Origin of the sequence: Cohnella rhizosphaerae, from assembly GCF_029525575.1 — a bacterium.
Taxonomy (GTDB): domain Bacteria; phylum Bacillota; class Bacilli; order Paenibacillales; family Paenibacillaceae; genus Cohnella; species Cohnella rhizosphaerae.
On the sequence record NZ_JAPDIA010000008.1, the window covers coordinates 1,846,219 to 1,870,897 of the forward strand.

The window sequence follows — 24,679 nt, forward strand, 5'->3', positions numbered from 1 at the left end:
CGCTACCTGTCTCGAATTCCGCTTCGCTGTTCATGAACTGATTGACGGCGAGCCCGTCGTCGGTCCTCGCGTAGGCATACTGACCAATGGAAGGCAGATATCTGGCTAAATTCGTCGGGCAGCAGGACGTGCCGAACCATTCGACGCGGTGGTGGCCGCCCTGCGACGCCAGCGGATTGACGTAAAAAAAACTTGTCGCCGGACAAAGAGATGCCGGCTAAAGCGCCATTGTACATTTCACGCTCCACCACGTCGGCATATTTGGCGTCGCCGAACAGCAGGTTCATCCGATGATTCCAGAACGCCATGGCGATGGCGGCGCAAGTCTCGCAGTAGGCCGACTCGTTCGGAAGATCGTAATCGTGGGTAAAGCCTTCATTGTGTTGGGAAGGTCCGATCCCGCCGGTCACGTACATGTTGCGCTCCACCGTATGCGCCCATACCCGATGCAAGGCATCCACGTAGGCCCGATCGCCTGAAGCGTGGACGACGTCCGCCATTGCCGTGTAGAGATACATCGCGCGGACGGCGTGCCCGGTCACCTTCTCGATGTCGCGAACCGGAACGTCGTCCTGACAGTAGGCCGGCCCCCATTCTTCTTTATCCCATATCTCGCCCTTCCCGTGACCGTGACCGCGTTCCTCCAGCAGCCAAAGCGCAAGCCGCCAATAACGCGCCTCCTGCGTGACGCGATACAGCTTCACGAGCGCCAGCTCGATTTCTTCATGTCCTTCCACCCAGTGACGCTTGCCGGGGCCGAATAGGCGATCGTAATGGTCAACCATCCTGCAGGCGACGTCGAGAAGCTTGCGTTTGCCCGTCGCTTCGAAATACGCAATCGCCGCCTCGATTAAATGACCGCCATTGTACATTTCGTGTTTTTCCATATCCGTCCATTTGCTCTCCGGCGCAACTAACGTAAAGTAGGTGCACAAATAGCCATCAGGCTCCTGCGCGGCGGCGATAAGCGCGATGATTCGGTCGATCTCCGCCTCCAGCTCCGGATCCCGATCCGACATGAGCAGATAGGCTGCGCCCTCCAGCACTTTATACACGTCGGAGTCGTTGAAATAGATGCCTTCGAACGCGCCGTCCATGAGACCGGCGGCCTTGGCGAAGTTCGAGATACGCCCGGTTTTTTCGCATTGCGCCAGGCAGGCTTTAATCGTGACCTTGCTCAGCACTTCAAGACGCGGACGCCAGAAACGATCCATGATCGTCACCTTCGTAAAAGGAACGCCCTGCCAATTCATCAACGGTGCTTCTGTCGGTATCATTCGGGTTATTCCTTCTTTCGTTATTTCATCCTTTAAGACCGGTCAGCGTGATTCCTTCAAGGAAGTAGCGCTGCCCGACCAAAAACACGATGACGCAGGGCAGCACGACGGCCGCCGAAGCCGCCATGAGCAGATCCCATTGCGCGGAATAGGAGCCTTGGAACATTTGCAGGCCGAGCGCAAGGGTAAACAGGCTGTCGCTTTTCAAATAAATAAGCGGTCCCATAAAGTCGTTCCACGAGCCGAGGAAGCTGAACAAGGCGACTACGATGATGGCCGAGCGGCTGAGCGGCAAAATGATGCGCCAGTAGATTTGAAAATATGTCGCGCCATCCACGAAGGCCGCTTCGTCGAAATCCCGCGGTATCGTTAAATAAAATTGACGCAGCAGAAAAATATTGAAGATGCCGCCGCCAAAATAGGCCGGCACGATCAACGGGTAAAACGTGTCGTAGAAGCCGAGCATTTTCCAGCCGAGAAAGCTAGGAATCAAGGTGACGGCCGCCGGCAGCATCATGCTGGACATCAGAATGCCGAATACGGCGTCCCTACCCTTCCATTGAATGCGCGAGAACCCGAACGCCGCGATGCTGCTCGTCAGTACAGTGCCGATCAGCACGCCGGCCACGATGATCAGCGTATTGGTGAAGAAGGTGCCGAACGGCAGAACCGTTAGCGCGCGATGAAAATTGTCCCACTGGAATGGTTTTGGAATCCACTCCGGCGGCATGGTGAAGATCTGCGACAGGTTCATGAGCGAACTTCGCAGCAAGCCAAAGGAACGGAACGATAAACATGGCCGAGATCAGCAATAATGCCGTATAACCTGCGGTTAGCGCCAGTCTGGATTGCCTCACGCACGCTCCCCTCCTTCGTAATGCACCCAGGACTTCGAGGTTTTGAAGACAAAAAAGGTGAAAATGAGGATGATGACGAACAGCACCCATGCCAGCGCGGACGCGTATCCCATCTCGGTATCCCGAAAGCCCGTTCGCCAGAGATAAAATACATAAAACAAGCTCTTATTGTTCGGTCCGCCCTGCGTTAATATATAAGCCTCGTTAAACACCTGGAAAGAACCGATGATCGTCATAATCGTATTGAAGAAAATCGTCGGCGTGACCATCGGAATCGTAATGTGGCGCAGCTTGCTGTACCACCCGCCGCCATCCACGTCGATCGACTCGTAATACTGCTTGGGAATGCCCGACAGCCCCGCGAGGAAGATGATGACCGTCCCGCCGATCCCCCACAGCGTAGTGATGACGACGGACGGGATGACGCTGCCCTCCGAATACAGCCAATTGCCCGTCGGCAAATGCAGCCAGCTGAGAACGGTGTTGATCAGGCCCAGATCGGGATTCAGCAGCCACATCCAGATCATCGCCGACGCGACCGCCGGCACGATGCTGGGCAGGTAGATGATCGTGCGGAAGATGGATCTTCCCTTGACGTTCAGGTTAAGCAGCAGGGCAATGACGAATGAAACGATAATAACGGCAGGTACCCGCAAAAGAACGAAATAAAAAGTAACCCCTAGCGATTGATAAAAGAGTTCGTCTTCGCCCGAGAACAGCTTCGTATAATTATCGATTCCGACGAATGCGGTTTGCGCTTTGAACACGTTATAATCTGTCAAGCTAAGCGCCAGGCTGGCAATCATGGGACCCAAGGTGAAGATGATAAAACCGAGTATGGCGGGCGAAGTGAACAACAATCCGTAAAACAGCCCTTTTCTCATGCCTGCCTCCGATCTTGAAGCTTCCCGCTCGGGAAGACGGCTGTCTTGCGCAAGAACGCCGTCTCCCCCCTGATGATCGCTTTGTCTGAACCCTTATTCCTTCAAGTCGCGGCGGCCCTTCACCTGCGCTTGCGCCTTGGCCGCGATAGCATCCATCGCTTCTTGCGCGGACTGTTGGCCAAGCCATACTTTATCCAAAGCGGGATTTACGATGTCCATAATTTTGTTGAAGTTTTTCACATAGCCCGTCGGCGTCTGGTGGCTGTCGTTCAACAGAACGTCAACGATCGCGTCTTTATAGCCCGATGGGCGGGAATCGAGGTTTTCCGTCCATTTGGCGAGCAATGCCGGATCCGTGTACCAGTCGCGATAAGAAGGCATCCACGTGCCTGCCGTAATGAGGTCGATCGACGAATCCGGGTCCATCAGCGCCTTCAGCAGCTCCCAAGCCTCTTTCGGATGTTTGGTCGATTTGAACATCGAGAACATCCCGCTTACGACGGTCGTCATCGGTTTTTGCATGATCGGCAATACGCCGACGTTAAAATTGAACTTCGATTGCGCCAATCCCGCGCTGACCCATTGCCCGTCGATGGCCATCGCCACTTTTTTTGGTCTGAAGCGCGATGTTCGGGGCCGGAATGTTTTTCGCTTGAACCGGAGAAGGCGCGACATGGTGAACGTTGATCAAATCCGCGATTTTCTGAAGGGCGTCCACCGCGGCCGGCTGATTCAGCGCGAAGGTTTTCCCGTCTTCGGAGATGAAGTCCCCGCCGTTGGAGAAAATAAAGTTGCTGTAGCCTCCCCACCACGTCGGAAAGTTCACGCCGAATTGCTTGATGTTTTTAGGATCGAAGGCCGGATCAAGCGCATTCCTGCCTTTGTTGTCGATCGTCAGCTTCTTGGCGACTTCGATGAACTCATCCCATGTCCATGCTTCCGACGCTTTAGCCGGCGGAGGCGTCAGGCCGGCATCTTTGAAAATATCTTCGTTATAAAACAACCCGAACGACTCGGGGCCCGGCCCCAGGCCGATCACATTGCCCGGCTCGAGCGAATACGTAATGTTCGGAACCAGTCTGTCCGCATTGATCTCCGTGTCCGAAGAGAGAAAATCCTGGAGATTGTAAAATTTGCCCTGCTCCGCAAGCGGGAACGCAATGCTGGCGGATTCCATCTGCGCGATATCCGGCACGTCGTTGCCTGCCACCATCGTCGTCAGTTTGGTGTCATAGTCGGCGGCAATATGCTGAAGCTTAACGGTGATATTCGGATATTTGTCCTCGAACTTCTTGATGGCCACCTTATAGGCGGCAACTTCCTCCGGCGCGCCCCATACCGTCATGCGAAGCGTGATCGGTTCGGTTGACAATCCTTCGCTTGTTGGAGCCGAGCTGGCCGTGCCGGCCGGAGCCGAGTTGCCGGATGCCGTGCCGGCAGGGGAGGAGGCGCTGCCGTTTCCGGCGTTCGAGTCGGACTTCGCGCACGCGGACAGTATCGTAACGAGCATGATCAGAAACGCAAGCAGAACGGAGAACGATTTCCTTTGACGTGGCATTTTCCGGACCCCTTTCGATTTTCAACCCGTAAGGATTCATAGCTGCAGTCTATGATGTTCTCATTATAAGACCGGATGCAGCGCTTACATAACCCGAGCCAATTTGGAATGGTGGACTTCGATTGGGTGTTTAAAGCGGAAGTCGGACGGTCACTTTCGTTCCGGCGCCCGGCGCGGAGTCGATGGCGATTCCATACGCTTCGCCGTACGTCATCCGGATCCGGGCGATCGTATTTTTAATGCCGACCGAAGACGATTCCCGATATAGAATGGCATGGATCGTGTCGCTGCTCATTCCCCGTCCGTTATCCGCGATCTCAAAATGCCGCGCGCCCTCCTCGATCCAGCCGCGTATGCGGATGCGCCCGCCCGATTCGAGCTGGTCGAAGCCATGCAATATCGCATTCTCGACAAAAGGCTGGAAAAGCGGCCTCGGCAGCTTGTACGGGTACACCGCCGATTCGATCTCGTAACTGACCGTGAACTTGTCCTCGAACCGGACGGACATGATGTAGAAGTAGTTTTTCATCCATTCGATTTCCTCGGACAGATGAACCGCTCCCCATTCCTTCCGCGAAGTATAGTGCAGCATGTTCGACAAGCAGACAAGCATTTTGCTAAGCTCCTTCTGATCGTTCTCGATGGCGGTCCAGTTCATGACGTTTAACGTATTGTATAGAAAATGTGGATTCATCTGCATGTTCAGCGCCTGAATCTCGGCCTCCTGTTCCTTTAGCTTGATCTCGTAATTTTCCGATACCAGCACACGAATCCGATCGTTCATCCGATTGAATCGCTGAAGCAAGATGCCGAATTCGTCGTTCGTGCTGACCGCAACCTGCGTCTGGAAGTCCCCTTCGCCCACCGACCGCATCGCACCGAGCAGTTTCTTGATCGGATTCGTAATTCGGCCCGAAATAAAGTAAGCGAAAAGAAGGGAGACGATTCCCATGATGACGGCGATCAGCGTGATCGAGGTACGGATAAACGGCACCAGACTGCCGGCGAGCGTCGATTCGGGCGTCAAGACGACGGACAGCCAGCCAGTCACCTGCGAGCGATCGAAGCAGACGATCGTATGGACGCCGTCGAGCTTGATTCTCCGCGTGCCGCTGCCGTCGCGTTGAACCTCTCTCACCCAATCGTCCGAATAAATCTGCGTGATGGTGCCATTCTCGCTGCCGGCGACGATGCGATTGTTCGGATCGAGAACGAAATAATGGGAGCCGTCTGGAATGCTTTTCTCGTACAGGGCGTTTAATGCGTCCGCTTTGAAGTTGATCGTGAGCACGGGTCGCTCTACGTTCGCATCCAGCTTCTCCAGCGTCGAGTTGCTTAAATAGGAGAAATCGAGGACCCGCGTCGCGGAGAAAAGATAGCGAAAGTCGAAAGCCCCCCTTCGTCAAGTACGGCTGGTCGAACATCTTTACGAAATCGTAGGTCGGGTACCAGACCATCTTGCCTCCCGCTTGCCTTGCCGCACGATAAATATCCGATTGCGTCGGATCGCCCTGAGGCAGCGGCTGACCGAACGTAAAATAGGACGTCCACAGCTGATAGGCGTACACGTCGTCCATCTGCGAGAAATAGCCGCGCAGCCGATCGGACACGAGACGATCGGCGGCAAGCAAATCCGCATTATTGTCCGGGTTCAAACTGTTAAAAACCCGGAACAAGTCTTTGTCTACGAACATGGACGCGCTGTTCTGCTCGATAATCCGCAGCTTGTTGTCCATAATTTCGTTATTTTTCTTGACGATCTCGTAGACGTTCTTCTGCGCTTGTTCCGTAACGACACGCAGGCCCGTCCGATAGAAAAGCGTCCCCAGCACGATCAGCGGAACGGCGATCAGGAATATATAGCTGGCCAACAACCGGGAGCGGAAAGTCATTTTCATGCCTCGCCGCTCCTTTGCGGCAGCGAAGTATGTTTATAGGCTTCCGGCGACATGCCGTATTGCTTTTTGAACACTCTGCAAAAATATTTCGTGTCCTGATAGCCGCATTCGGCGGCGATTTCGTATATTTTCAGCCTGTTCGCCGCCAGCAGCTCCTTGGCCTTCCGCATTCTGGTCTCCGTGACATGTTCGGAGAACGTCTTTCCCGTCCGGCTTTTGATCAGTGTACTGAAGTAGGACGCATTAAAGAAAAAGTGCTCGGCTGCCCGCTCAAGCGTCAGCTCCTCCTTCGCATGTTCCCGTATCCATTGCAAACACGCGGTCACGACCCTTTCGCTTTTGTCCGCTCGAGACTGCCCGATCGAATCGTGCACCTCCCGCAGACGAGTTTCCAATATCGCCATCAGATCGTTGAAGGTGCGGCAAAACGGAACCTCTTTTAAAGCCGATTCCGTGAGAACGTTTCCAATTTGCCGATCGACATCGTCGCGAATTCGGCTTTTGATCTTCATCAGGGTAAGCGCGGCGCATTGTTTGATCTGATCGGGCGCCGCATGTCCGTTAGCGGCAAGCTGATCGAACGCGTCCCGGCACATCCGGACGGCCGGTTGCGCATCGCTTCCTTGCAGGGCTTCGTACAGCTTTTCCCCGTCAAGAAGCAAGGCGGCCCGGACCGGACGAAGCTCGTCATGGAACACAAGGCCGTTCCAGCAATCATGGAAGTTGTATTGTCGGGCCCCTTGCGCCGCGCGGTAAGCTTGAGGCGCTTCCGTCCATAAGCATCGGCAACCCGGACCGACGCCATGGGAGAGCTGCCCGTATTCAGCCCACGGCGTTCCCAGGGAGGCGACCGTCCGACGAATTTCATGCTTGCTTGCCCGGGCTAAGCGGGACGTCCGGACGATCGTAACCGCCTGGTACAGCGTCTCGTCCAACACGTTCAAAGGGAATGTGCTCGCTTCGCCGAATGCCGCCCATGCCTGCTCCAAACGCTGCAGCCATGCCGTTTTATCCCATTCCGCCCGGTGTCCGGGTTCGATTCGGAATTCCGAGAAAACAACCGTGCCGCTCCCGTGAATCCACGTGAGCGCATCCAGCTCGTTCCGCTCCGCCTCCGTCAAGCTTTCATTCAGCCAGGACATAACAAGGCGGCTGCGATAGACGGGGGAAGTGAGATTCAGCCGCTGCCTTAACGCTTCCGCCTCCGAATGCTGCCGGGATTGTTCGTCTATCTGCTCTTCGATTCGGCTTAGTACGTTCTCGACCTTCTCGGCCTCCACCGGCTTCAAGAGATAATCGTATGCCCCGTGGCGTATCGCAGTCTGGGCATATTCAAACAGATTGTAAGCCGAGATCATGACCACCTTGGTATGGAGACGTTCGTCTTCCAGTATTTTCAGAAACGAGAGACCGTCCAGATTCTGCATCCGAATGTCGGTTAACACGGCATCGGGTTGTTCGGCCCTGACGAGCGCCAGAGCGCTTGCCCCGTCATTCGCGACAAGCACTTGATCTTCGGGCCGCAGGGCGTGAATCATTTTTGCCATTCCTCTGCGATGTCTCGGCTCGTCGTCGACGACCAGTATTTTCATCTCGTTCCACCCTTTCGTCCGCGCTGTCGTCGGAAGAATAATAGAAAAAAGCCCCTTCTTATGGAGGCGCTTTGAATTCCCGATTCGTTTGTTTCGGCGGCCAGCATTAAAGATGATCGCAGCCTCTTCTATTATAGTCAAATCGTCGACATCCCAAAATGCCGATTATCATTAGATAGGTGGATTTATATTTGCTTTTTGATCAAAAAACAAGGCTGCTTCGAATGGACTTCAAAGCAGCCTTGTTCAAATTCGCTTTACTTGTCCTTGTTCTTGTACGATAGCACCTTCAGCAGCACCGTAACTGCCTCGGCTCTCGTCGTTTTATCTCCCGGTGCAAATTGATTCGCGCCTTTGCCTTCGATGATGCCCGACTCTTTCATCGCTGCCACTGCGCCTCTTGCCCAAGCAGGAATGTCCTTGTCGTCCGCGAATCCCGTTGCCGCAGCGTCTCCGCTTGACTGGCCCAAGGCTCTTGCCACTGACACCGCCATCTCGGGGCGGGTAATTGCGGCATCCGGACGGAAAGAGCCGTCTTCGTAGCCCTTAATAATGCTTGCTTGAACCGCTTGCGCGACTGCATGCTGCGCCCACGCGCCGATCTTCTCTCGATCGGCGAACGTCGCCGGGCCCGCTCCGTCGTCTTGCGGCTTTAGGACATTCATCAGCATGACCGCAAACTCGGCGCGCGTCACGGTACGGTTAGGCTTGAACGTGCCGTCCGGATAGCCCTTGATGATTCCGGCGCTTACCGCTTGTTTGATATTCGCCTCCGCCCAGTGACCGGCAATATCGTCGAACAGATTCAACTGGTTCGCGCCATCTGTCCCCTGGCCTACGGCGAATACCGCATACTTCGTAAGGTGGTTAACCTTTACGGTGATCGTATTGCCGTTTGTCAAGCCGCCGACTTCCACCCAGTTTTGCTTCGATTCGTCATAGTAAAACACGGATGGCTTTTGGCCCTTCTTTAACATTGTCGGATCGAAGGTAAAGGTCAGCGTGATCTCCTTGCTGAAGTTTTCCGAAAAGTTCTTCAGAATTTCGAATACCGGGCTGACCAGCGTGTCTTTGCTTGCGATCAGGCTTTGCGTGTCTGTCACTATGTCGACCGTCAGCTGCAGCTCTTTGCCGATCGCATCGGCGGGAATCACGACCTTGACCGCATCGCCCAAGCTAAGCTCACCTTTTTTGCCTACCGGCAGCGTTATTTTACCGTTGGTCGAAATAACGGTATCGGTCTGCGGCGTCGAAGATGGACCGCTCCCGGAGTGTTCGTCCGTGCTTCTGTACGTCCACTTCGCATAAAGCGTCACATTCGCCGCGCCCATCGCAAACGATGCGCCGGGGCCATAGTTTGTCCCGCTTCCGTCCGCAGCCGTATTCCAGCCTTCAAACGTGTAGCCCGTCTTCTCCAGGTTGCCGGTATTGCCGAATACCGATACGGTGTCCCCCTGCTCATACGCCTTGCCGTCGAGCGGCACGCTGCCCGCCGAAGCTCCGTTGCCGTCATACGTCACGGAAAGGTTCGCTGTTGGCGTTGCGCTGACTTCGCTGGAAAAGTCGCTGCTTGCTCCCGCCTCATTGGTTGCCTTCACGGCAAAATAATAAGTCGTTCTGTTCGTCAGCCCCGTTGCCGTGTAGTTCGGGCTGTTCACCGTCGCGACAGGCGTCGGATCGTACGAGCCGGAAGCCGTCCCCCTATAAACGCTATACGTTACGGATTGTTGTGCAGGGTTCCAGGTTAACGCCACTTGTCCGTTCCCCGCTATTGCCGTCAAGCCCGTAGGTGCGTTCGGCGCTTGTACCTTCGTATCAACTTTTAGCCAGTAATCTCCGACGTGGGATTCGTCGACCCAACCGCTGCCATCGTATTTGCCGGATGAAAGATCTTGCCCATCCTGCCTAACCTGCGGATTTTGGGCGTCGGGCTTCCACCAGTCGGGATTGCTCGTATCGGCGGACGCCATCCAGCGATAGTCGCTTCCGTCCTCGGCGATCGTCGATTGACCGAGCACGATGGCGTATTTTTGACCGGCGACCAGGCCCTTATAGCCGAGATCCGCGTGAACGATCGTAGCGTTGCCGCCAATTTGGTCCTTGGCAATCGTCGAATGAGCCAAAGCCGCTCCGGTCGGCAATCCGCCCTCATTGACTTCATACAGCTCGACTGTCGCATCATCCAGCGCATTTTTATTCATAATCTTGACGTCGACGCCGGAAAGCTCCGTATAGCCGGCCCGAGCGATAAAGGTCTGGTAGCGCTTGACCTGGCTTCCCAAGGTCGTGCCGAAGTCGAGATCCGCATTCCCGTCGTGGGACAGATCGATGACGGACGCATCGGGATTTACGTAAGGCTCGAGTCCGTCGATGGCGGACTGAAGCGCTTCGAGCGCCGCATTGACATCCGCCTGGGAGGCGCCGACATTATTGTTGACGTCAATGGCCGCTTCAAGCGCGGTCTGCAATGCCGTCCACGAGACTGTCGAGTATGCCGACGCTTGCAAGCTTTGCGCAGCCGCGATCTTGTTCGCCAAATCTCCTTTGTATACGGCAGCCGACGTATACACTTTTAGCCAGTATGTGCCCACGTGGGATTCGTCCATCCAACTGCTGCCGTCGTATTTTCCGGAAGTCACTATTTGCCCATCCTGCTTGACCTTCGGATTTTGGGCGCTCGTTTGCCACCAGTTCGGATCGGTCATGCTCGCGGATGAATACCAGCGATAGTCATTGCCATCCGAACTAAGCGTCTTTTGCCCAAGTACGATCGCATATGTCTTCCCGGCGATCAGTCCCTGATAGACCAAATCGGCATGGGTGATGACGCCGTTGACGATATCCGATTTTTCAATCTCCCCGTGGGCCAGCGCAGGGCCGGTCGGGAACCCGTTTTCATCCACGGCGTACAATTCGACTGTCGCATCGTCCCGCGCATTCGCGTTCATTAGCTTCAGGTCAATACCGGACAAATTCGGATAGCCGGTTCGGGCGATAAATGTCTGATAGCGCTTGACCTGGCTTCCCGTCGTCGTCCCGAAGTCGAGATTCGCATTTCCGTCGCTCGATAAGTTGATGGTCGACATATCCGTTCTGACGGTATAAACGTTGCTCGTCGCCTGATCCTCCGCCGTCACGACGAGCTGATACCCATTCTGAATATCGGTCGCCGGCGTTGTTCGATCAGCCTTAAAGACTTGGACGGAAGCGCCCGGCGAAGCCTCAACCGCTGCCAGAAAATCATCCAATGAATCGTCGTTGACGCCGTCTATCGTTTTCGATTGATCGTTAACCTTGTAACGCGTCGATGTGACGGCCGCTTCCCTGGAAGGCTCGTTGGTCGTTTGGGCGTATACTTTCAGCCAACCTTTGCCAACGCCGGATTCATCTACCCAGGCGCTTCCGTTCCACTTGCCCAATTGTTGAGACGGAGACGTCGCCCCGATTGTAGCGGCCCATGCATATCGGGAAGACGACGGCGATACTTGGCTCAGCACGATCGCATACTTCGCGCTATCGACCAAGCCTGCGTAGTCTAGCGGGATGTTGACTACCGAATAGTCGTTGCCGATCGCGCTCGCCGATACCGTGCCGCTAGCGAGCGGCGCTCCTGTCGGCACATTGTCTTGGGTTGCGTACAGCTCTGCCAACAGATCGCTTTGGCCGGCTCCGCCCGTCTTCTTCACTTTGACATAAATGCTGTGCAAAACACCGTTCGAATTGGCGGTAAAAGTCTGATAGCGCTTGATCTCGTCGCTGCCGCTGCCGAATCCGAGACTGTTCAGGCCGGCATGCGACAGATCGATCACTTCCGGATTGGCATCCTGAGCCGCGCTTGCAAGCACCTCCGCCACGCGCCCCGAAGTGAAGCTGACTTCATCTGCCTGCAGCAACCCGGTATCCGAGTCGCTGTAGCTCACGCCTGCGGTTCCGCTCACTACTGTTACGTTGCCGGTGCGCGAATTCCAGACGATATGCGCCAGCTTGTCCACCGTTGCGACGCGTTTGCCATCGATGTAAATCGAGAGGCCTTCCGGCACGCCTTCATAAGCTGTCGGACTGCCCGGTTTGACCCAGACGACGGAAAGGTCGCGGTTGTGGTATCGAATGTTGTTCGCCGCGAAGCGATCCCAGCCGATATCCATCGGATTCAGCTCGATCGAATCGTCCGTTCGTGGCACCAGCCCGAACACATCCTCGATCAATCGGGTATTGTACGTTGAATGAAAATTGTGGTGAATCCATGAACGCCACATATCGGTGCCGTTCCAGTCGCTGAAATACTCATTGGCATCGGGATAGTTCGAATCGCCGTTTACGTACATCGTCCATGTATACCAATACAGCAAATTTTTGTACATCTCGGTAGAAATGTAGTCGGTCGGATACTGTTTGATGGCGTTCGCGAAAATGCTGAGCGTGACCGCCGATATGGCAGGCGCAAAGTTCCGCGAGGGATTTTTGCCTTGCGCCTTCGCCGCATTGTAATCCTGCAGATTGCTGACGTAGGCCGGGAACGTCGTGACGAACTGCGCGTTGTCGCTCCATGGCTTTAAAGCTTCTCTATAGTCGGGATTGTCGACGGGGACCATTCCTTGCTGGAAAACATAATAATTGTTGATATCCCTCCAGGGATTAAGCTGCCCGTCAAGCGTTTTGTTCAGAAATTGCTTGCTAGAGGAATCCCACAAATCGTTTAGCAGCGCATCGCGAAAACCGTCCGCCATCGTCTGAATGGCGGCTGCCTTGTCGGCATTCCCTCCGTAGGCATACATCTGGGCCACCGCCTGCGCGTTCGCCCACTCCGCCGACGTCGCATCCACCTTGTCCTGGTGTGCGGCGTAGAAATTGGCGACGGTATCTCCGTCCCAGGCGTCGTATTGATCCTCCAGCAAGTTGTTGCCGTTGGAATCGCGCCGCTCCTTGTTCGTTCTCACGTCGTTCTCGCCATATTGCGCGACCTGATTCAAGAAGCTGGCCTGTCCGCCGAACACCTTGTAGCTTTCCCATCCGGCCTTGGAGATGTATTGAAAGCTATGATCCATTTTCCATTGCGGGTTGCCCGGATTGTCGGTAAAGTTGGCTCCCTTCGCCGTCCGCCCGGCCAGCAGCCAGGTTCCGTAATTGTAGACCGGATCGCGCAAATACCGGCCTTCTTCTAGCTGCCATGGGAGAGATACCGGGATGGAGTTGTTATAGCCGAGCACCCCTTCCATATATACCGGGTATTTGTAATTGGTAGAGTTGGCGTCAAGCGTATTGAACCGGACAATCCACCAGCGGTAGTAAGCCATCTTCTTCACATACGGATCCGGCACATCGATATAAGGCACATTGTCGGCCCACCATGCGTTATAGGTCTGAACTTGCTTCTTGAAAGCCGTGTTGTTGTCATACGACTTGAACGTGTCGTATTCGGCAGCAGATTCGGGAATTTCCGGCGTGATAAAGCCCATGACGACCTTCATGCTCTGCGTCTGGCCTGCAGACAGTGCGAGCGTGCGCTTCAGCTTGCCGTTGCCGGATGTCATCCCGTCGCCCGACAGCTTCGGATAAATGGTCGTGTTGTTGAACGGAGCGTTGTACTGACCGAGCAATTCGTTCCCGCTGGCCGACTTGGCCAGCTGCGAGCTTGCCGTTACGTCGAACGTTTTGGCGGAGCCGGAAGTATTCTGAATATCTAACAGCGTAACGGCGCTGTTATGATCGGTGATAAACTTTTTAACCGTTACCTTCAAGCCGTTTCCGTTGTATTCGCTCGTCCAGTAGCTGGGGTAATCGACCCGCTTCGATACATCCTCTACGAAGCTGCCGGACGAAAAAGCGATGCTATAGGCCTGCGGCCCTGCCTTGTTATCTCCCTTGCCGGTCTCGGTAGGGGCAATATAGGCGGAAGCGCCTCCAAAACCGATGATCGAAGGATCATGGTACGCCATAAAGAACGTTTTGCCTCGCGACATCATCCCCCCCGTTCGTTCCATAGGAAGGATCGTCCCCGGGTCTGGCTAACATTCGATCCATGAAAAACGAGGTGCCGTCTCCGGCATTCAAATCCGCATCGTAGATTGCCCGCATCATATTGCCCGTTGAGTAGCCTACCGGCTCCGTGACGGCGCCGGGACCGGCGAACGTCGGCAATGCCGCTGCCGACGACGCCGCTGCGGGCGGCACAACGAGAGCGGATACGGCCACCGTACCGGCAATAACGGCCGATAACATTTTTTTGAATGACATTTGCAGCAGAACCTCCCGAAAAGTTTGAATGTCCGATTGTCATGCGAGCGGTTCATCCTTGCATTCGCCTTCGTCAGCCTTTGACGGCGCCCGCCGCAAGCCCCGATACAACCTGTCTCTGCATCAAAATATAGACGATGATGCTAGGCGCGATGACGATCATCGTGGCGGCGAACATGACGCCGTAGTCGCTCGCGAACTGGCTCTTGAAGTAATACAGCGCGAGCGGCAGCGTCCGGCTCTGGTTGCCCGTCGTGAGAATGATCGCAAACTGGAATTCGTTCCAGCAGAGCAGAAACTGCAGCACGGCCGCCGTACCGAATCCTGGCCGCGAGATCGGCAATATAATCTTGAAAAACGTTCGCATGAACCCCGCGCCATCCAGATACGCCGACTCTTCCATCTCCTTCGGAATCGTAAGGAAGTAGCTCGACAAAATATATAACGAGACCGGCAAGCCGAACCCCGCATATACGATGATCAGTCCGATCAACTTGTCGTACAGCCCGAGCGTATTCACGGTCAGGTACAGCGGCTGCAGCATGGCGGCGCCTGGAATGAGCAGCGACAAGGACAGCAGAACCGTGAGCAGCTTCTTCCCGCGGAATTGGAACCGCGCCAGCACATAGGCGGACATGCCCAGGATGAGCAGGTTGAGGACGGTCCCGGCAATGCCCACAATTACGCTGTTGATATAAAAACGGGATAACGGCGCGATCTTGAAGGCCATCGTATAGTTCGAGAAGCGGAAGTGGGAAGGCCAGGCCAGCGAATTGGACAAAATCTCCGCATTCGTCTTGAAGGAGGCCATCAGCATCCATAAGAAAGGTCCGAGCGAGAGCAGAACGATAACGAAAACGAACAAATACTTGCCAATCGTGAAGGCGATTTTCATTCCTGTTACTCCAATCGACCCGCTCATGTTGAAGCGTTGCCTATTCTGAATAAATAGCGGACCAGCAATACGAAAACGATGCCGAAGCCGATGAGGAAGACGCCGACCGCGTTCGAATAGCCGAAGTTGTTGTCCATCATGGCGGTCTTGTAAATGTACATCGGCAGGTTTAACGTCGTATTGCCCGGACCGCCGCCGGTCGTCATCATGATGATGTCCATCTTCTGCAGCATGCTCGTGCCGGCCAAAATGACGCAGGTGCCGATGATGTTGCGAAGCATGGGGATGACGATAAAGAGGTTGATCTTCAGCTCGCTGGCTCCGTCGATTCTGGCCGATTCGAACAGGCTGTCCGGAATCGCGGCGATCTCCGCCAGAATGAGAATCGTCACGACGGCCGCATAGGGCAGCCAGGTCATCGTGACGGACAGGAAGGCCGTCGCGTAGTCCATGAACCAGTTTTGCGCGTATTCGCCGTCGCCGAACAGCCGGACGATGCTGTTCACCGCGCCGAAGTTGGGATTGAGCATGCACAGGAACAGCATGCCGACCGCCGCCCCCGAGATGATGTTGGGGAACATGAACACCGTTCTGGCGAACTTCCAGTAGAACTCCTTCATATTCAGGATGATGGCGAAGACGAGTCCGATGAGCACATGAAGCGTCGACTGCAGCAGCACCCACAGAGCGGTGTTCCAGAAGCCGTCCTTAAAGCTCGCATCCTTGGCGAACATGTCGACAAAGTTGCGGAAGCCGATGAAGGCGGGCTTCAAGCCTGTCGACCACTCGGTAAACGAGGTGCCGAACAAGATGACGATGGATACGGCGTACACCAGCAAAAACAAGGCGACCGTCGGCATTAAAAACAAAGCGATATAGCCTCTATAATTGGTCATTCGTCAAAATCCTTTCGGGCGATCGGACGCCCCCCTGCGATTCGGGAACGTCCGGCCGCGATGTCCGGCTGCTTTCGCCGACTATTTGTTTTTGGCGGCGATCTCGCTCAGCTTCTTGGCGATCTCCTCGGCTGTCGACTTGCCGAATACCAGCTCCGGATACAGCAGCTTCCAGGCGTCCGTCACATTCGGATAAACGATGGAATCGAACGAGCCGTAGTGCACCTGCGATTGATTGCCGACCTCGATCGACTCCACGAGCAGCGGATATTTCTGCTTCAGCTCATCGGAAGGCTGCACCTGGTCCGATACCGGCACGACGTTGCCGAATTCAAGCGCGATCCGCTGTCCTTCGAGCCCCGTCTTGAAGCGAATGAACTTCTCGGCGGCATCGCGCGTCTCCTGCGTTTTGCCGCCGTTCATGTAGCCGACCTCATAGGAAGAGATCATGCCGTTGCCCGGGAAGGCGGCGATGCCGACCTTCTGGTCGAAGCCCGCGGCGCATTTCGTCGTATCGCTGAAGTCGCCGATCATCCATGGTCCGTTTGCGATGATGGCGGCCTTGGCCTGGCAGAAGCTGTTGGCGGCATTCGCATAGCCGGCGCCAATCGCATCCTTGGTCGTGTATTTTTCCAGCATCGTTTTCACTTTACCGAGCGCGTCGATCATTTCAGGCGTATTGAAGTCCGACGGGTGCAGCGTATTCATGAACTTGTTGCCGGCCTCTCCGCTGGTGCCTACGATCGAAGCCAGAATTAGGTTCGTCGTCCATGCATTTTCGCCTGTCATCAGGGCGAGCGGCACGAAGCCGGCGCCTTTAAGCTTTTCGTTGTTGCTCATGAACTCGTCCCAGGTCTGCGCCGGCTTGATCCCGGCCTTCTCGAACATTTCCTTGTTGTAGAAATAGCCGACGGTCTGCTTCTGATCGCTGATCGACCACACTTTGCCGTCGCGGGTGTTGGCCGCAAGCGCCTCGTCGCCGATCTCCTTCGCCCATTCGGGGTCCTGGCTCAGGTAGTCGTTGAAAGGGGTTGCAAGGTTGCCCTTGATCAAAATATCGTTGATTCCGTTTTTGCCCATGACCACATCCGGAATATCTCCCGAGGCCGCCAGAATCTTGAGTTTGTCTTCATAAGCCGAATCGCTCGGAATCTCTTCGACCTGCACCTCGACCTCATTTCCGTACTTCGCGTTGAACTGCTTGATCTGCTCCGCCTCCAGCTTGGCCGAAGCGTGCGTGCCGACCCGGTACGTCAAATACTTGATCTTGACCGGCGCCTTCGGAGCGATCTGCTCGCTCGCTTGCGCTGAAGCCGACGCCGAAGCGGACGTCGAGGCCGAAGGATTGTCGGACGACGATACGCCGCTGTTAGGCGATGAAGAATTGTTTGATCCGCACGCCGTCACGGACGCGAGCAGCACCACCGCTCCCGCGATTGCACCGCCTGTTTTGAAAAAAGTCTTGTTCAATTTTGCTTCCCCCTTCGAATATCCGATCGCTGCTGCAACCGCTTGCTTGTTTCTCCCTGTAGCGCTACGAGATCATTATAAGATACAAGGGGGAATCATTTTTCGACATCATGAGTTGCGTTATTTTGATTTATTGCTTGGGAGAGGAACGGCCGAAGCTCGCGCCGCGAATGTTCTGCCGATATTTTTATCTTCCTTATGTTTTCTTGACTTTCTGACCGTCACGAGACCGAATAAGCCGGATTGTTCTACCCGAGTGCGCGCAATTGGTATTATAATAGCTTTTGCGCCAGTACCCTTCGCCAAGGAGCAGTCATCATGCCGAATGCCCGTAATTGTAAACCCTTTCAAAAATGGAGCTTTTGGATGAAAATCCCGATCCGGCACAAGATCGTTCTTGCGGTTTTCCTTCTCATTCTTCTGCCTATGACGTTGGCCGGCATCTATTTTCACTGGAGCACCTCCTACATGCTGACCAAAAACGCGAACGAAAACCTGTCTCGGCTGATCCATCAGACCAATGACAACATCGAAAATTCATTTCAGATTATTGATAATACGTCGCTTCATTTTCTGTCCAACAAAGCGGTCAGAAACTGGTCCGTCGAGGACGTCTCCCTTGGGGACGACTTTTATAAAAAAGTTTCTGAACAAAAGCGAGATCGAGGAGGATCTCAAGTACAGCCTGATGTTCAACAATGCCTGGAATATCAGTCTGCTGTCGACCGCCTATGTTTTTTTCGATGCAGATAACTTCATCTCGGTTCTGAAGTCGCAGCCCAATATCGAACAGACCAACCGGCACAATCTAAACGTCTATCGGACCGTCAGTGGCAGCAAGGTCAGGGGCAAGGAAATTGTGCCGCCGACCGCGAGCGATCCGACCGTTTACTTCGCTCGTATCGTCTCTAATATCGACATTCCGAAGCAGCGGCTTGTTCTGATCTTCGGCACGAGCGAGGCGGACTTGTCCGCCAAATACGCAGAGCTCGTCAGCTTCCCGGGTTCCATGGCCTACATCGTCGACAGTCAAGGCATCGTGTATTCCAGTTCGGATAAGCAACTGCTCGGTCGTCAAGTGCAGCCGTCGATACTGAATCTTAAGGACAGTCCCTCGGCGAGCGTAGTCAATCTGGACGGAAGCCAGTACTTATTCGCTTCGCAAAGCATCGGCGGCACCGGGCTGACCTTTATCGTCGGCATTCCCAGAAAGCAGATCCTCTCCAAATTATCCGACAGTATTCGCAATTATATATGGATCATCGTGCTGATCGCCTCCGTATCCACTGCGGCCGGCATTCTCCTATCGCTTCGATTCACCCGCTTTATTCGCGATTTGTTTCATAGCTTCAACAAGGTCAAGATGGGCGACTACAATACCGCCATGCCGACTTACAAGGATGTCGAACTCAATCTTCTAAGCGCTACCTTCAACAAGATGACCGGCGAGATCAAGCATTTGATCGGCCAGGTATACGAGAAGCAACTGCTCGTCAAGGAGTCGGAGATTAAATTTCTTCAATCGCAGATGAATCCGCATTTTTTATTCAATACGCTGATCACGATCGGCTATAAGGCGCGGTTGTCCAAAGACGAGACAGTGTACAAAATGGTGACCGCGATGACCGAACTGCTGCAAGCCGGTATTTATGCCAGCGGATCGGACATGATCACGATTCGTCAAGAGCTTGAATTCATTCAATTTTATTTATATTTACAAAAAGAAAGGTTTGACGATAAAATCGAATACTCGATCCAAGTTGAAGATGAATCGATACTCGACCTGCTGCTTCCCAAGCTGAGCATCGAGCCTCTTGTGGAGAATGCCATCGTTCACGGGCTGGAAAAAAAGGTCGGCAAAGGCGCGCTGACCGTATGGATCCGCAAGGAAGACGATTCCATTTATTTCGAGATCGCCGACGATGGATTGGGGTTTGACAGCGACGATATCGAATGGAACAATGACAATCGCGAAAGCGCTGTCTCGCGAAAACCCGGACACAATAACATCGGCCTAATCAACACGCATAAACGAATTAAGCTCATATACGGAGAAGCCTATGGCATCCATATCGAGAGCCGCGTCAATCAAGGCTCCAAAGTAACGGTTCGCATACCGGTAGATCGGGGGAAATCATCGTATGTATAAGGTCATGATCGTCGATGACGAAGCTGTCATCCGCAAGGGACTCGTCAACTTCATAGACTGGAACGCTCTGGATTGCGAAGTGGTGTGCGAGGCAAGCGACGGGCTCGAAGCCGCCGAACGACTGGCCGTTCATGAGGTGCACATTATCGTGACGGATATCCGAATGGCCGGCATGGACGGCATCGAGCTATCCAAATTCGTCTATGAAAACTTTCCGCAAATCAAAGTGATCTTATTGACGGCCTTCGCCGATTTTACATACGCGCAATCCGCAGTCAAATATCAAGCAGTCGATTTTGTCGTGAAAACAAACCCAAGCGAGAAAATTCCTGATGCCATAAACAAAGCCAAGCAGCTTCTTGTGAAGGAAAAGGATCACGAACGAAAGCTGATCCAGTTGGAGAATATCATCAAGGATAGTAGAAGCGAAGTGCGCGAGAAGTTCCTGAAGGATGCCGTATACGGTATTATCACCGATGAAGCCGAGCTTCTGAACGGAATCGCGAAGCTTGCCATCCAGCTAGAGCATTATTACGTCATCGATATCGAGATTCATGACGATGCGGACCCCAACGGGATGAGCGCCTCCGAAGAATTTCGCAAATTCGCGGATTCCATCCAACAATTTTTCTTTCTCGCATTTGAAGCGGATCCGCATTATACATTCGTACTCAATCATAGCTCGCTTCTAGCCCTTGTGTCCTTTCCGGCTCGCCCTGCCTCCGACTGCACCCGGACGCTCTTGTCGATTTGCCACGAGATTCTATTCATGGCCGAGAGCTTCATGCGATTCTCCGCGAGTATCGGGATCAGCAGCAGGCATCGGGACATCTTAACGCTCTCATCGGCCTACGCCGAGTCTTGTCAAGCGATGGAAGGCAGCTTCTATAACGAAAATCATGTATCATTCTATGCGCCCCGATCGGGTCAGGCTCCTTCGCTGGAATCCAGACCTTACGATGTCGCCCAGCAAATTATCGAAGGTCTGCAAGAGGGCCAATACGACACTGCCATCCGGCGCTTCAATCAGTTGATGGAAAACTATAGGAGCGTCAAAGAACCGATCGAGAACATCAAAGCCGCATGCTTGCTGATCGGCTCTTATTGCTACAATCGATTGGAAGCAAGAAAGCCCCTCTCTTCCTATTCGACCGGCGACGAGCCCTCGCTCTACAAACAAATTCAGGAAAGCAGGAGCATTCACAGCTTGCTGCACATCATCGAAAAGTTAATCGTCGACCTCTCGGATGCCCTGTCCGTCAACGATCGGCAGCATAACTATATTGTCGTTGAGACGCAAAAGTATATCCGGGAGAACTTCAACCGAAATTTGAGCCTGCAGGTCATCGCAGACCATATTCATGTCAACAGCAGCTATCTAAGCCGCTTGTACAGAAGGGAAACCGGCGAATCCATCGTCGATGCCATCAACAAGCATCGGATCGAAATCGCCAAAAAATTGCTCAAGGACCCTTCCAAAAAAAGTATTAGAAGTAGCGAGTGCGGTCGGAATAGACACCCCTGCTTACTTCACCCATGTGTTTACCAAATATACCGGAATAAGCCCCAAAAAAATATAAACTGAATTCCGTATAAACTGCCTATCCTGGCAGTTTTTTTATTTTTAAACGCTCATTTACAGCATCACAAAAAAAAAGTTTGCAAACGGAACATAGTTCCGTTTATAATTGGAACATCGTTCCGCTTATGTCAGTCTTACAAGCAACAGGCGACGAACCCAATCTGATGTAAAAGAGGAGATGTTAGCAAGATGGAAATCAAAAATAGCGCACCAACGCCAGTCGTCTCTGTGAAGCCGGTCATCCTGTCCGCCCCGGGCCGTGGAGAGGATCTGCAGGTTCGTGTGTCTGCGCCAGCCAGTGGGAGCGAATTGCCTATTATCGTATTCTCGCACGGCTTCGGCCAGTCGCTCGGAAGCTACGACCCATTGGTCGATTTCTGGTCTTCTCATGGCTTCGCAGTCATTCAACCCACCCATCTGGACTCGAGGACGCTGAACCTTCCTCCGGACGATCCGCGTACGCCGTTGATCTGGCGTATCCGAGTCGAGGACATGACACGCATCCTCGACCAGCTTGATCTCATTGAAGCTTCCGTTCCCGGCCTTAGTGGGCGTCTCGATCGAGATCGCATCGCCGTAGCCGGACATTCCTGGGGCGGCCAGACGGCAAGCATGCTGCTCGGCGCTCGAGTCCTCGATTCCGAGGGGATACCGGGAGAAGACATGACCGACCCGCGGATCAAGGCGGGCGTATTGCTTGCCACGCCCGGCAAGGGCGGAGCCGACTTGAGCCCGTTCGCGGCTGAGTACTTCCCCTTCATGCACCCCAGCTTCGAGAATATGCGCACGCCTACCCTTGTGGTGGCGGGGGACCAAGACCAGTCCCCACTGTCCACTCGGGGGCCGGACTGGTTCACCGATCCGTACTCCTTGAGCCCGGGCAGCAAGAGTCTGCTCACGCTTTTCGGGGCAGAGCACTCGCTTGGCGGCATCCATGCGTACAACGCCAAAGACACGACGGACGAGAACCCCGATGGCGTGGCTTCGCTTAGGGCGCTTGCCTTGGCCTATCTCCGCTCCGCGCTTTATCCGGAGGACCACTCCTGGCCTGAAGCCCGTGAAGCGTTGATGGCCGCATCCAATCCAGTCGGTCGAGTCGAATGGAAATGAAACGCTAATAAGCATACTATGCCTTATGTCTGAGGACTGCCGTCGAACAGAAAAAGGCAAATGAATCAGGTTGCGGAAAACGCAATCGGGTTCATTTGCCTTTCTTAATGGCGGCATATTTGCTTTTAGCCAGATCAGAGCGACAAGCGCTAGTACATGCATGCTTAAATCATCGATCTATTAAATAAGGTTTGGTTATGAAGCACCTGCTGGACCGGTTTGAGAAGCTGTAGAGTAACTTTTTGCCTTTACAGCGCCATTTAGACCGGTTCGCGAGGCTGTAGAGTAACTTTTTTGCTTTACAGCACCTTTAGGACCGGTTCGCGAGGTTGTAGAGTAACTTTTTGCCCCTACTGCACAATTTGGACCGGTTCGCGAGGCTGGAGAGTAACTTTTTTCCTTTACAGCACCATTTAGACCGGTCCGCGAGGCCGAAGAGCCTGTTTGAGGTGAAAATTCTGCACTTTTATCGATTGATGATTTACGCCGTGCTGTACTAGGAGGACGCGCTTGCGCGGTAGCGCAGCCCATCTACGAGCAGAGCGACCATTTGCCGAGTAAACTTAGCATCGCCGTTGTGTATCCCCGTACAGAGGCTCGCGGCAGCCCGCAGCAAATCATAGGGCTCGACGTCGGCGCGCAGTTCACCGGCAGCCGCCGCGGTATCAAGCAAGTTTCGCAGCACGGGATTCAGCCGCTTTTCAAAGTATGCAGGCAGCGTTGCGTACTCAGGATTGCCCGAGCCAAGCGCCGAAGCGAGTCCGCGTTTATTTGCAATGAAGTCCACATATCGCTGCATCCATCGCGCCAGCGCCTCGGCAGGCTCATACTTGGCGGACAAATCGGCCGCTGCATCCGCGCAAGTATCGACTTCATTGCGGAAGACGGCCACGATCAGGTCCGAGCGCTGCGGAAAATGGCGGTAAACCGTGCCGACGCCAACGCCGGCCTTATCGGCGATCTCCCGTACCGGCGCGTCCACGCCCGAAGTCGCGAACACCGTCATCGCGGACTGGAGCAAAGCATTGATATTGCGCTGCGCGTCGGCGCGTACGCGTCGATTCGCAGGTTCGTGAGTCTCCAAGTCAATGTTGGGGACTTCCGTTTTATCGCTCATCCAGTCGTCCCCCATCCCATTAAGTCTTTTCGCCGTCCATTCCTGTACTCGAATAATCATACTATTAACATGAACTTGACTCAACTATGGATTGTTGACCACATGGGGGAACGACCCTGCTTCACTACCTTCACAGCAGGTGGGGCGAGCTCGTTAAAAACTCCCGCACCGAAACGGGCGATCTTCCGATCAGACGCCCAAGCGTTGGGTCGGCTGGGGAGAATTCGCCCGCTCGGCTGGCCAGGAAAAACGTCAAGAACATATCGGCCATATGGTCTTGCAAGCCCTGGGCTAATAATCGGGCGCGAAACGCGTCGTCGGACACGACGACACGGCGGATGGACCGGCCGGTCAACTCTGTCAGAATAGCAGCAATATCCTTCAGGTCTAAAGCCTCCGAAGCCGTGAGACTTGGCGTTAACCCGCTCAGATGCTGCTCGATCAGGACCGAAGCCGTCGCTTCGGCCAGATCGGCGTGGGTCGTCCAGGCAACCGGCCCGTCCTCCGGCGCAACCAGCTCTCCCGTCTTAAGGGCGTCGCGGATAAACCAGGGTAATGACGCGGTATAGTACCCGTTTCTAAGGGACGTGAATGGAATCCCCGAAGCTTGCAGCGCATCCTCCGTAGCGGCATGATCCACCGCGGGAGGAAAAAGCGACGCTGGCGACGAGCTCATATGGCTGGTGTAGAGGATTCGTCCGGCGCCTGCCTCTTTGGCCATGTCGATTGCGGTACGATGCTGACGAACAGCCTCATCCCCCAAGACATTGCTGGATACGATAAGAACCTGCGACGCCCCCTCAAATGCGTGAAGCAAACTGTCGAGATCCGTATAATCCCCCCCGCCTGACGCGAACCCCGCGTTCTTGAAGCTCCTTCGCTCGCTCGATATCTCGGACACTCACACCCAAATGGTCTGCGGGTACCCTTTGAAGCAACTTCTCAACGACGGCTTGGCCGAGTTGTCCGGTAGCTCCTGTTACAACAATCATACAAACACCTCCAAAAGAATGGGTTAACCAAAACGACAGTGTTGTTTTAGCTGCAGGTATACTGTAAGCTATGCACATAACCGTCGCAATCGACAAACCCTTGCCACCGTCGGATAAACGACATGCTCGTCCATTTGTAGCCTTTTAGACATTTGGGGGAATGATACG

At 54.2% G+C, this 24,679-nt stretch carries 19 protein-coding genes and 1 pseudogene; 4 read left to right on the forward strand and 16 right to left on the reverse strand.

The genetic code is table 11. The annotated features are described in order from the left end of the window. Positions 1-2 precede the first annotated feature (2 nt). The 6 genes and pseudogenes from OMP40_RS32325 to OMP40_RS32350 all read right to left on the reverse strand — a co-directional run bounded on the left by OMP40_RS32325 (position 3) and on the right by OMP40_RS32350 (position 5,867). Complete coding sequence (locus tag OMP40_RS32325) at positions 3-1,277, reverse strand: glycoside hydrolase family 127 protein (RefSeq protein WP_338131297.1); 1,275 nt, start codon at positions 1,275-1,277, stop codon at positions 3-5. A gap of 25 nt (positions 1,278-1,302) precedes the next feature. Beyond that, positions 1,303-2,074: pseudogene (locus OMP40_RS32330) on the reverse strand (carbohydrate ABC transporter permease). A gap of 56 nt (positions 2,075-2,130) precedes the next feature. After that, a complete protein-coding gene (locus OMP40_RS32335; protein WP_277537420.1) occupies positions 2,131-3,018 on the reverse strand; it encodes a carbohydrate ABC transporter permease in 888 nt (295 codons plus the stop codon). Positions 3,019-3,111: 93 nt separating this feature from the next. Beyond that, positions 3,112-3,618 carry a type 2 periplasmic-binding domain-containing protein gene (locus tag OMP40_RS32340; RefSeq protein WP_277537422.1) on the reverse strand — a complete coding sequence of 169 codons (507 nt, stop codon included), beginning with the start codon at positions 3,616-3,618 and terminating at the stop codon, positions 3,112-3,114. After that, positions 3,560-4,576: an extracellular solute-binding protein gene (locus OMP40_RS32345; RefSeq protein WP_277537425.1), complete on the reverse strand. Its 1,017-nt coding sequence runs from the start codon at positions 4,574-4,576 to the stop codon at positions 3,560-3,562. The genes OMP40_RS32340 and OMP40_RS32345 overlap by 59 nt, the downstream gene beginning before the upstream one ends. 130 nt (positions 4,577-4,706) lie before the next feature. Then, positions 4,707-5,867, reverse strand: a complete 1,161-nt coding sequence (locus OMP40_RS32350; RefSeq protein WP_277537427.1) for a sensor histidine kinase — start codon at positions 5,865-5,867, stop codon at positions 4,707-4,709. Positions 5,868-6,072: 205 nt separating this feature from the next. On the opposite strand from OMP40_RS32350, the gene OMP40_RS32355 reads away from it, so the two are divergent. Then, positions 6,073-6,513, forward strand: coding sequence for a hypothetical protein (locus tag OMP40_RS32355; RefSeq protein WP_277537428.1), 441 nt, complete (start codon positions 6,073-6,075; stop codon positions 6,511-6,513). Here OMP40_RS32355 and OMP40_RS32360 read toward each other — a convergent pair. The 7 genes from OMP40_RS32360 to OMP40_RS32390 form a co-directional block, all read right to left on the reverse strand. Next, a complete protein-coding gene (locus OMP40_RS32360; protein ID WP_277537430.1) occupies positions 6,471-8,066 on the reverse strand; it encodes a response regulator transcription factor in 1,596 nt (531 codons plus the stop codon). The genes OMP40_RS32355 and OMP40_RS32360 overlap by 43 nt on opposite strands. Positions 8,067-8,323: 257 nt before the next feature. Further along, positions 8,324-14,002, reverse strand: coding sequence for an S-layer homology domain-containing protein (locus tag OMP40_RS32365; protein WP_277537432.1), 5,679 nt, complete (start codon positions 14,000-14,002; stop codon positions 8,324-8,326). Next, positions 13,989-14,300 (reverse strand): hypothetical protein, encoded by a 312-nt coding sequence (locus OMP40_RS32370; protein ID WP_277537433.1) that lies wholly within the window; start codon positions 14,298-14,300, stop codon positions 13,989-13,991. The genes OMP40_RS32365 and OMP40_RS32370 overlap by 14 nt, the downstream gene beginning before the upstream one ends. A 73-nt stretch (positions 14,301-14,373) precedes the next feature. Further along, positions 14,374-15,195: a carbohydrate ABC transporter permease gene (locus tag OMP40_RS32375; protein WP_277537435.1), complete on the reverse strand. Its 822-nt coding sequence runs from the start codon at positions 15,193-15,195 to the stop codon at positions 14,374-14,376. Positions 15,196-15,218: 23 nt separating this feature from the next. Beyond that, complete coding sequence (locus tag OMP40_RS32380) at positions 15,219-16,091, reverse strand: carbohydrate ABC transporter permease (RefSeq protein WP_277537437.1); 873 nt, start codon at positions 16,089-16,091, stop codon at positions 15,219-15,221. Between the two features lie 81 nt (positions 16,092-16,172). Then, the gene (locus tag OMP40_RS32385) at positions 16,173-17,561 is read right to left on the reverse strand and encodes an ABC transporter substrate-binding protein (RefSeq protein ID WP_277537439.1); all 1,389 of its coding nucleotides are present in this window, start codon (positions 17,559-17,561) and stop codon (positions 16,173-16,175) included. Positions 17,562-17,681: 120 nt separating this feature from the next. Further along, positions 17,682-18,014 carry a hypothetical protein gene (locus OMP40_RS32390; RefSeq protein WP_277537440.1) on the reverse strand — a complete coding sequence of 111 codons (333 nt, stop codon included), beginning with the start codon at positions 18,012-18,014 and terminating at the stop codon, positions 17,682-17,684. A 166-nt stretch (positions 18,015-18,180) separates the two neighbouring features. Here OMP40_RS32390 and OMP40_RS32395 point away from each other — a divergent pair, with 166 nt between their 5' ends. The 3 genes from OMP40_RS32395 to OMP40_RS32405 all read left to right on the forward strand — a co-directional run bounded on the left by OMP40_RS32395 (position 18,181) and on the right by OMP40_RS32405 (position 22,402). Then, positions 18,181-19,710, forward strand: a complete 1,530-nt coding sequence (locus OMP40_RS32395) for a sensor histidine kinase (RefSeq protein WP_277537442.1) — start codon at positions 18,181-18,183, stop codon at positions 19,708-19,710. Next, the gene (locus OMP40_RS32400; RefSeq protein WP_277537444.1) at positions 19,703-21,295 is read left to right on the forward strand and encodes a response regulator transcription factor; all 1,593 of its coding nucleotides are present in this window, start codon (positions 19,703-19,705) and stop codon (positions 21,293-21,295) included. The genes OMP40_RS32395 and OMP40_RS32400 overlap by 8 nt, the downstream gene beginning before the upstream one ends. Positions 21,296-21,481: 186 nt before the next feature. Further along, positions 21,482-22,402 carry an alpha/beta hydrolase family protein gene (locus OMP40_RS32405; RefSeq protein WP_277537446.1) on the forward strand — a complete coding sequence of 307 codons (921 nt, stop codon included), beginning with the start codon at positions 21,482-21,484 and terminating at the stop codon, positions 22,400-22,402. 496 nt (positions 22,403-22,898) lie between these two features. Here the strand turns inward: OMP40_RS32405 and OMP40_RS32410 are convergent, their stop codons facing one another. The 3 genes from OMP40_RS32410 to OMP40_RS32420 form a co-directional block, all read right to left on the reverse strand. Then, a complete protein-coding gene (locus OMP40_RS32410; protein ID WP_277537447.1) occupies positions 22,899-23,519 on the reverse strand; it encodes a TetR/AcrR family transcriptional regulator in 621 nt (206 codons plus the stop codon). A gap of 130 nt (positions 23,520-23,649) precedes the next feature. Continuing rightward, positions 23,650-24,420 (reverse strand): NmrA family NAD(P)-binding protein, encoded by a 771-nt coding sequence (locus tag OMP40_RS32415; RefSeq protein WP_338131298.1) that lies wholly within the window; start codon positions 24,418-24,420, stop codon positions 23,650-23,652. Next, positions 24,320-24,589: an NmrA family NAD(P)-binding protein gene (locus OMP40_RS32420; protein WP_338131347.1), complete on the reverse strand. Its 270-nt coding sequence runs from the start codon at positions 24,587-24,589 to the stop codon at positions 24,320-24,322. Before OMP40_RS32420 ends, OMP40_RS32415 begins: the two co-directional genes overlap by 101 nt. Positions 24,590-24,679: the final 90 nt, after the last annotated feature.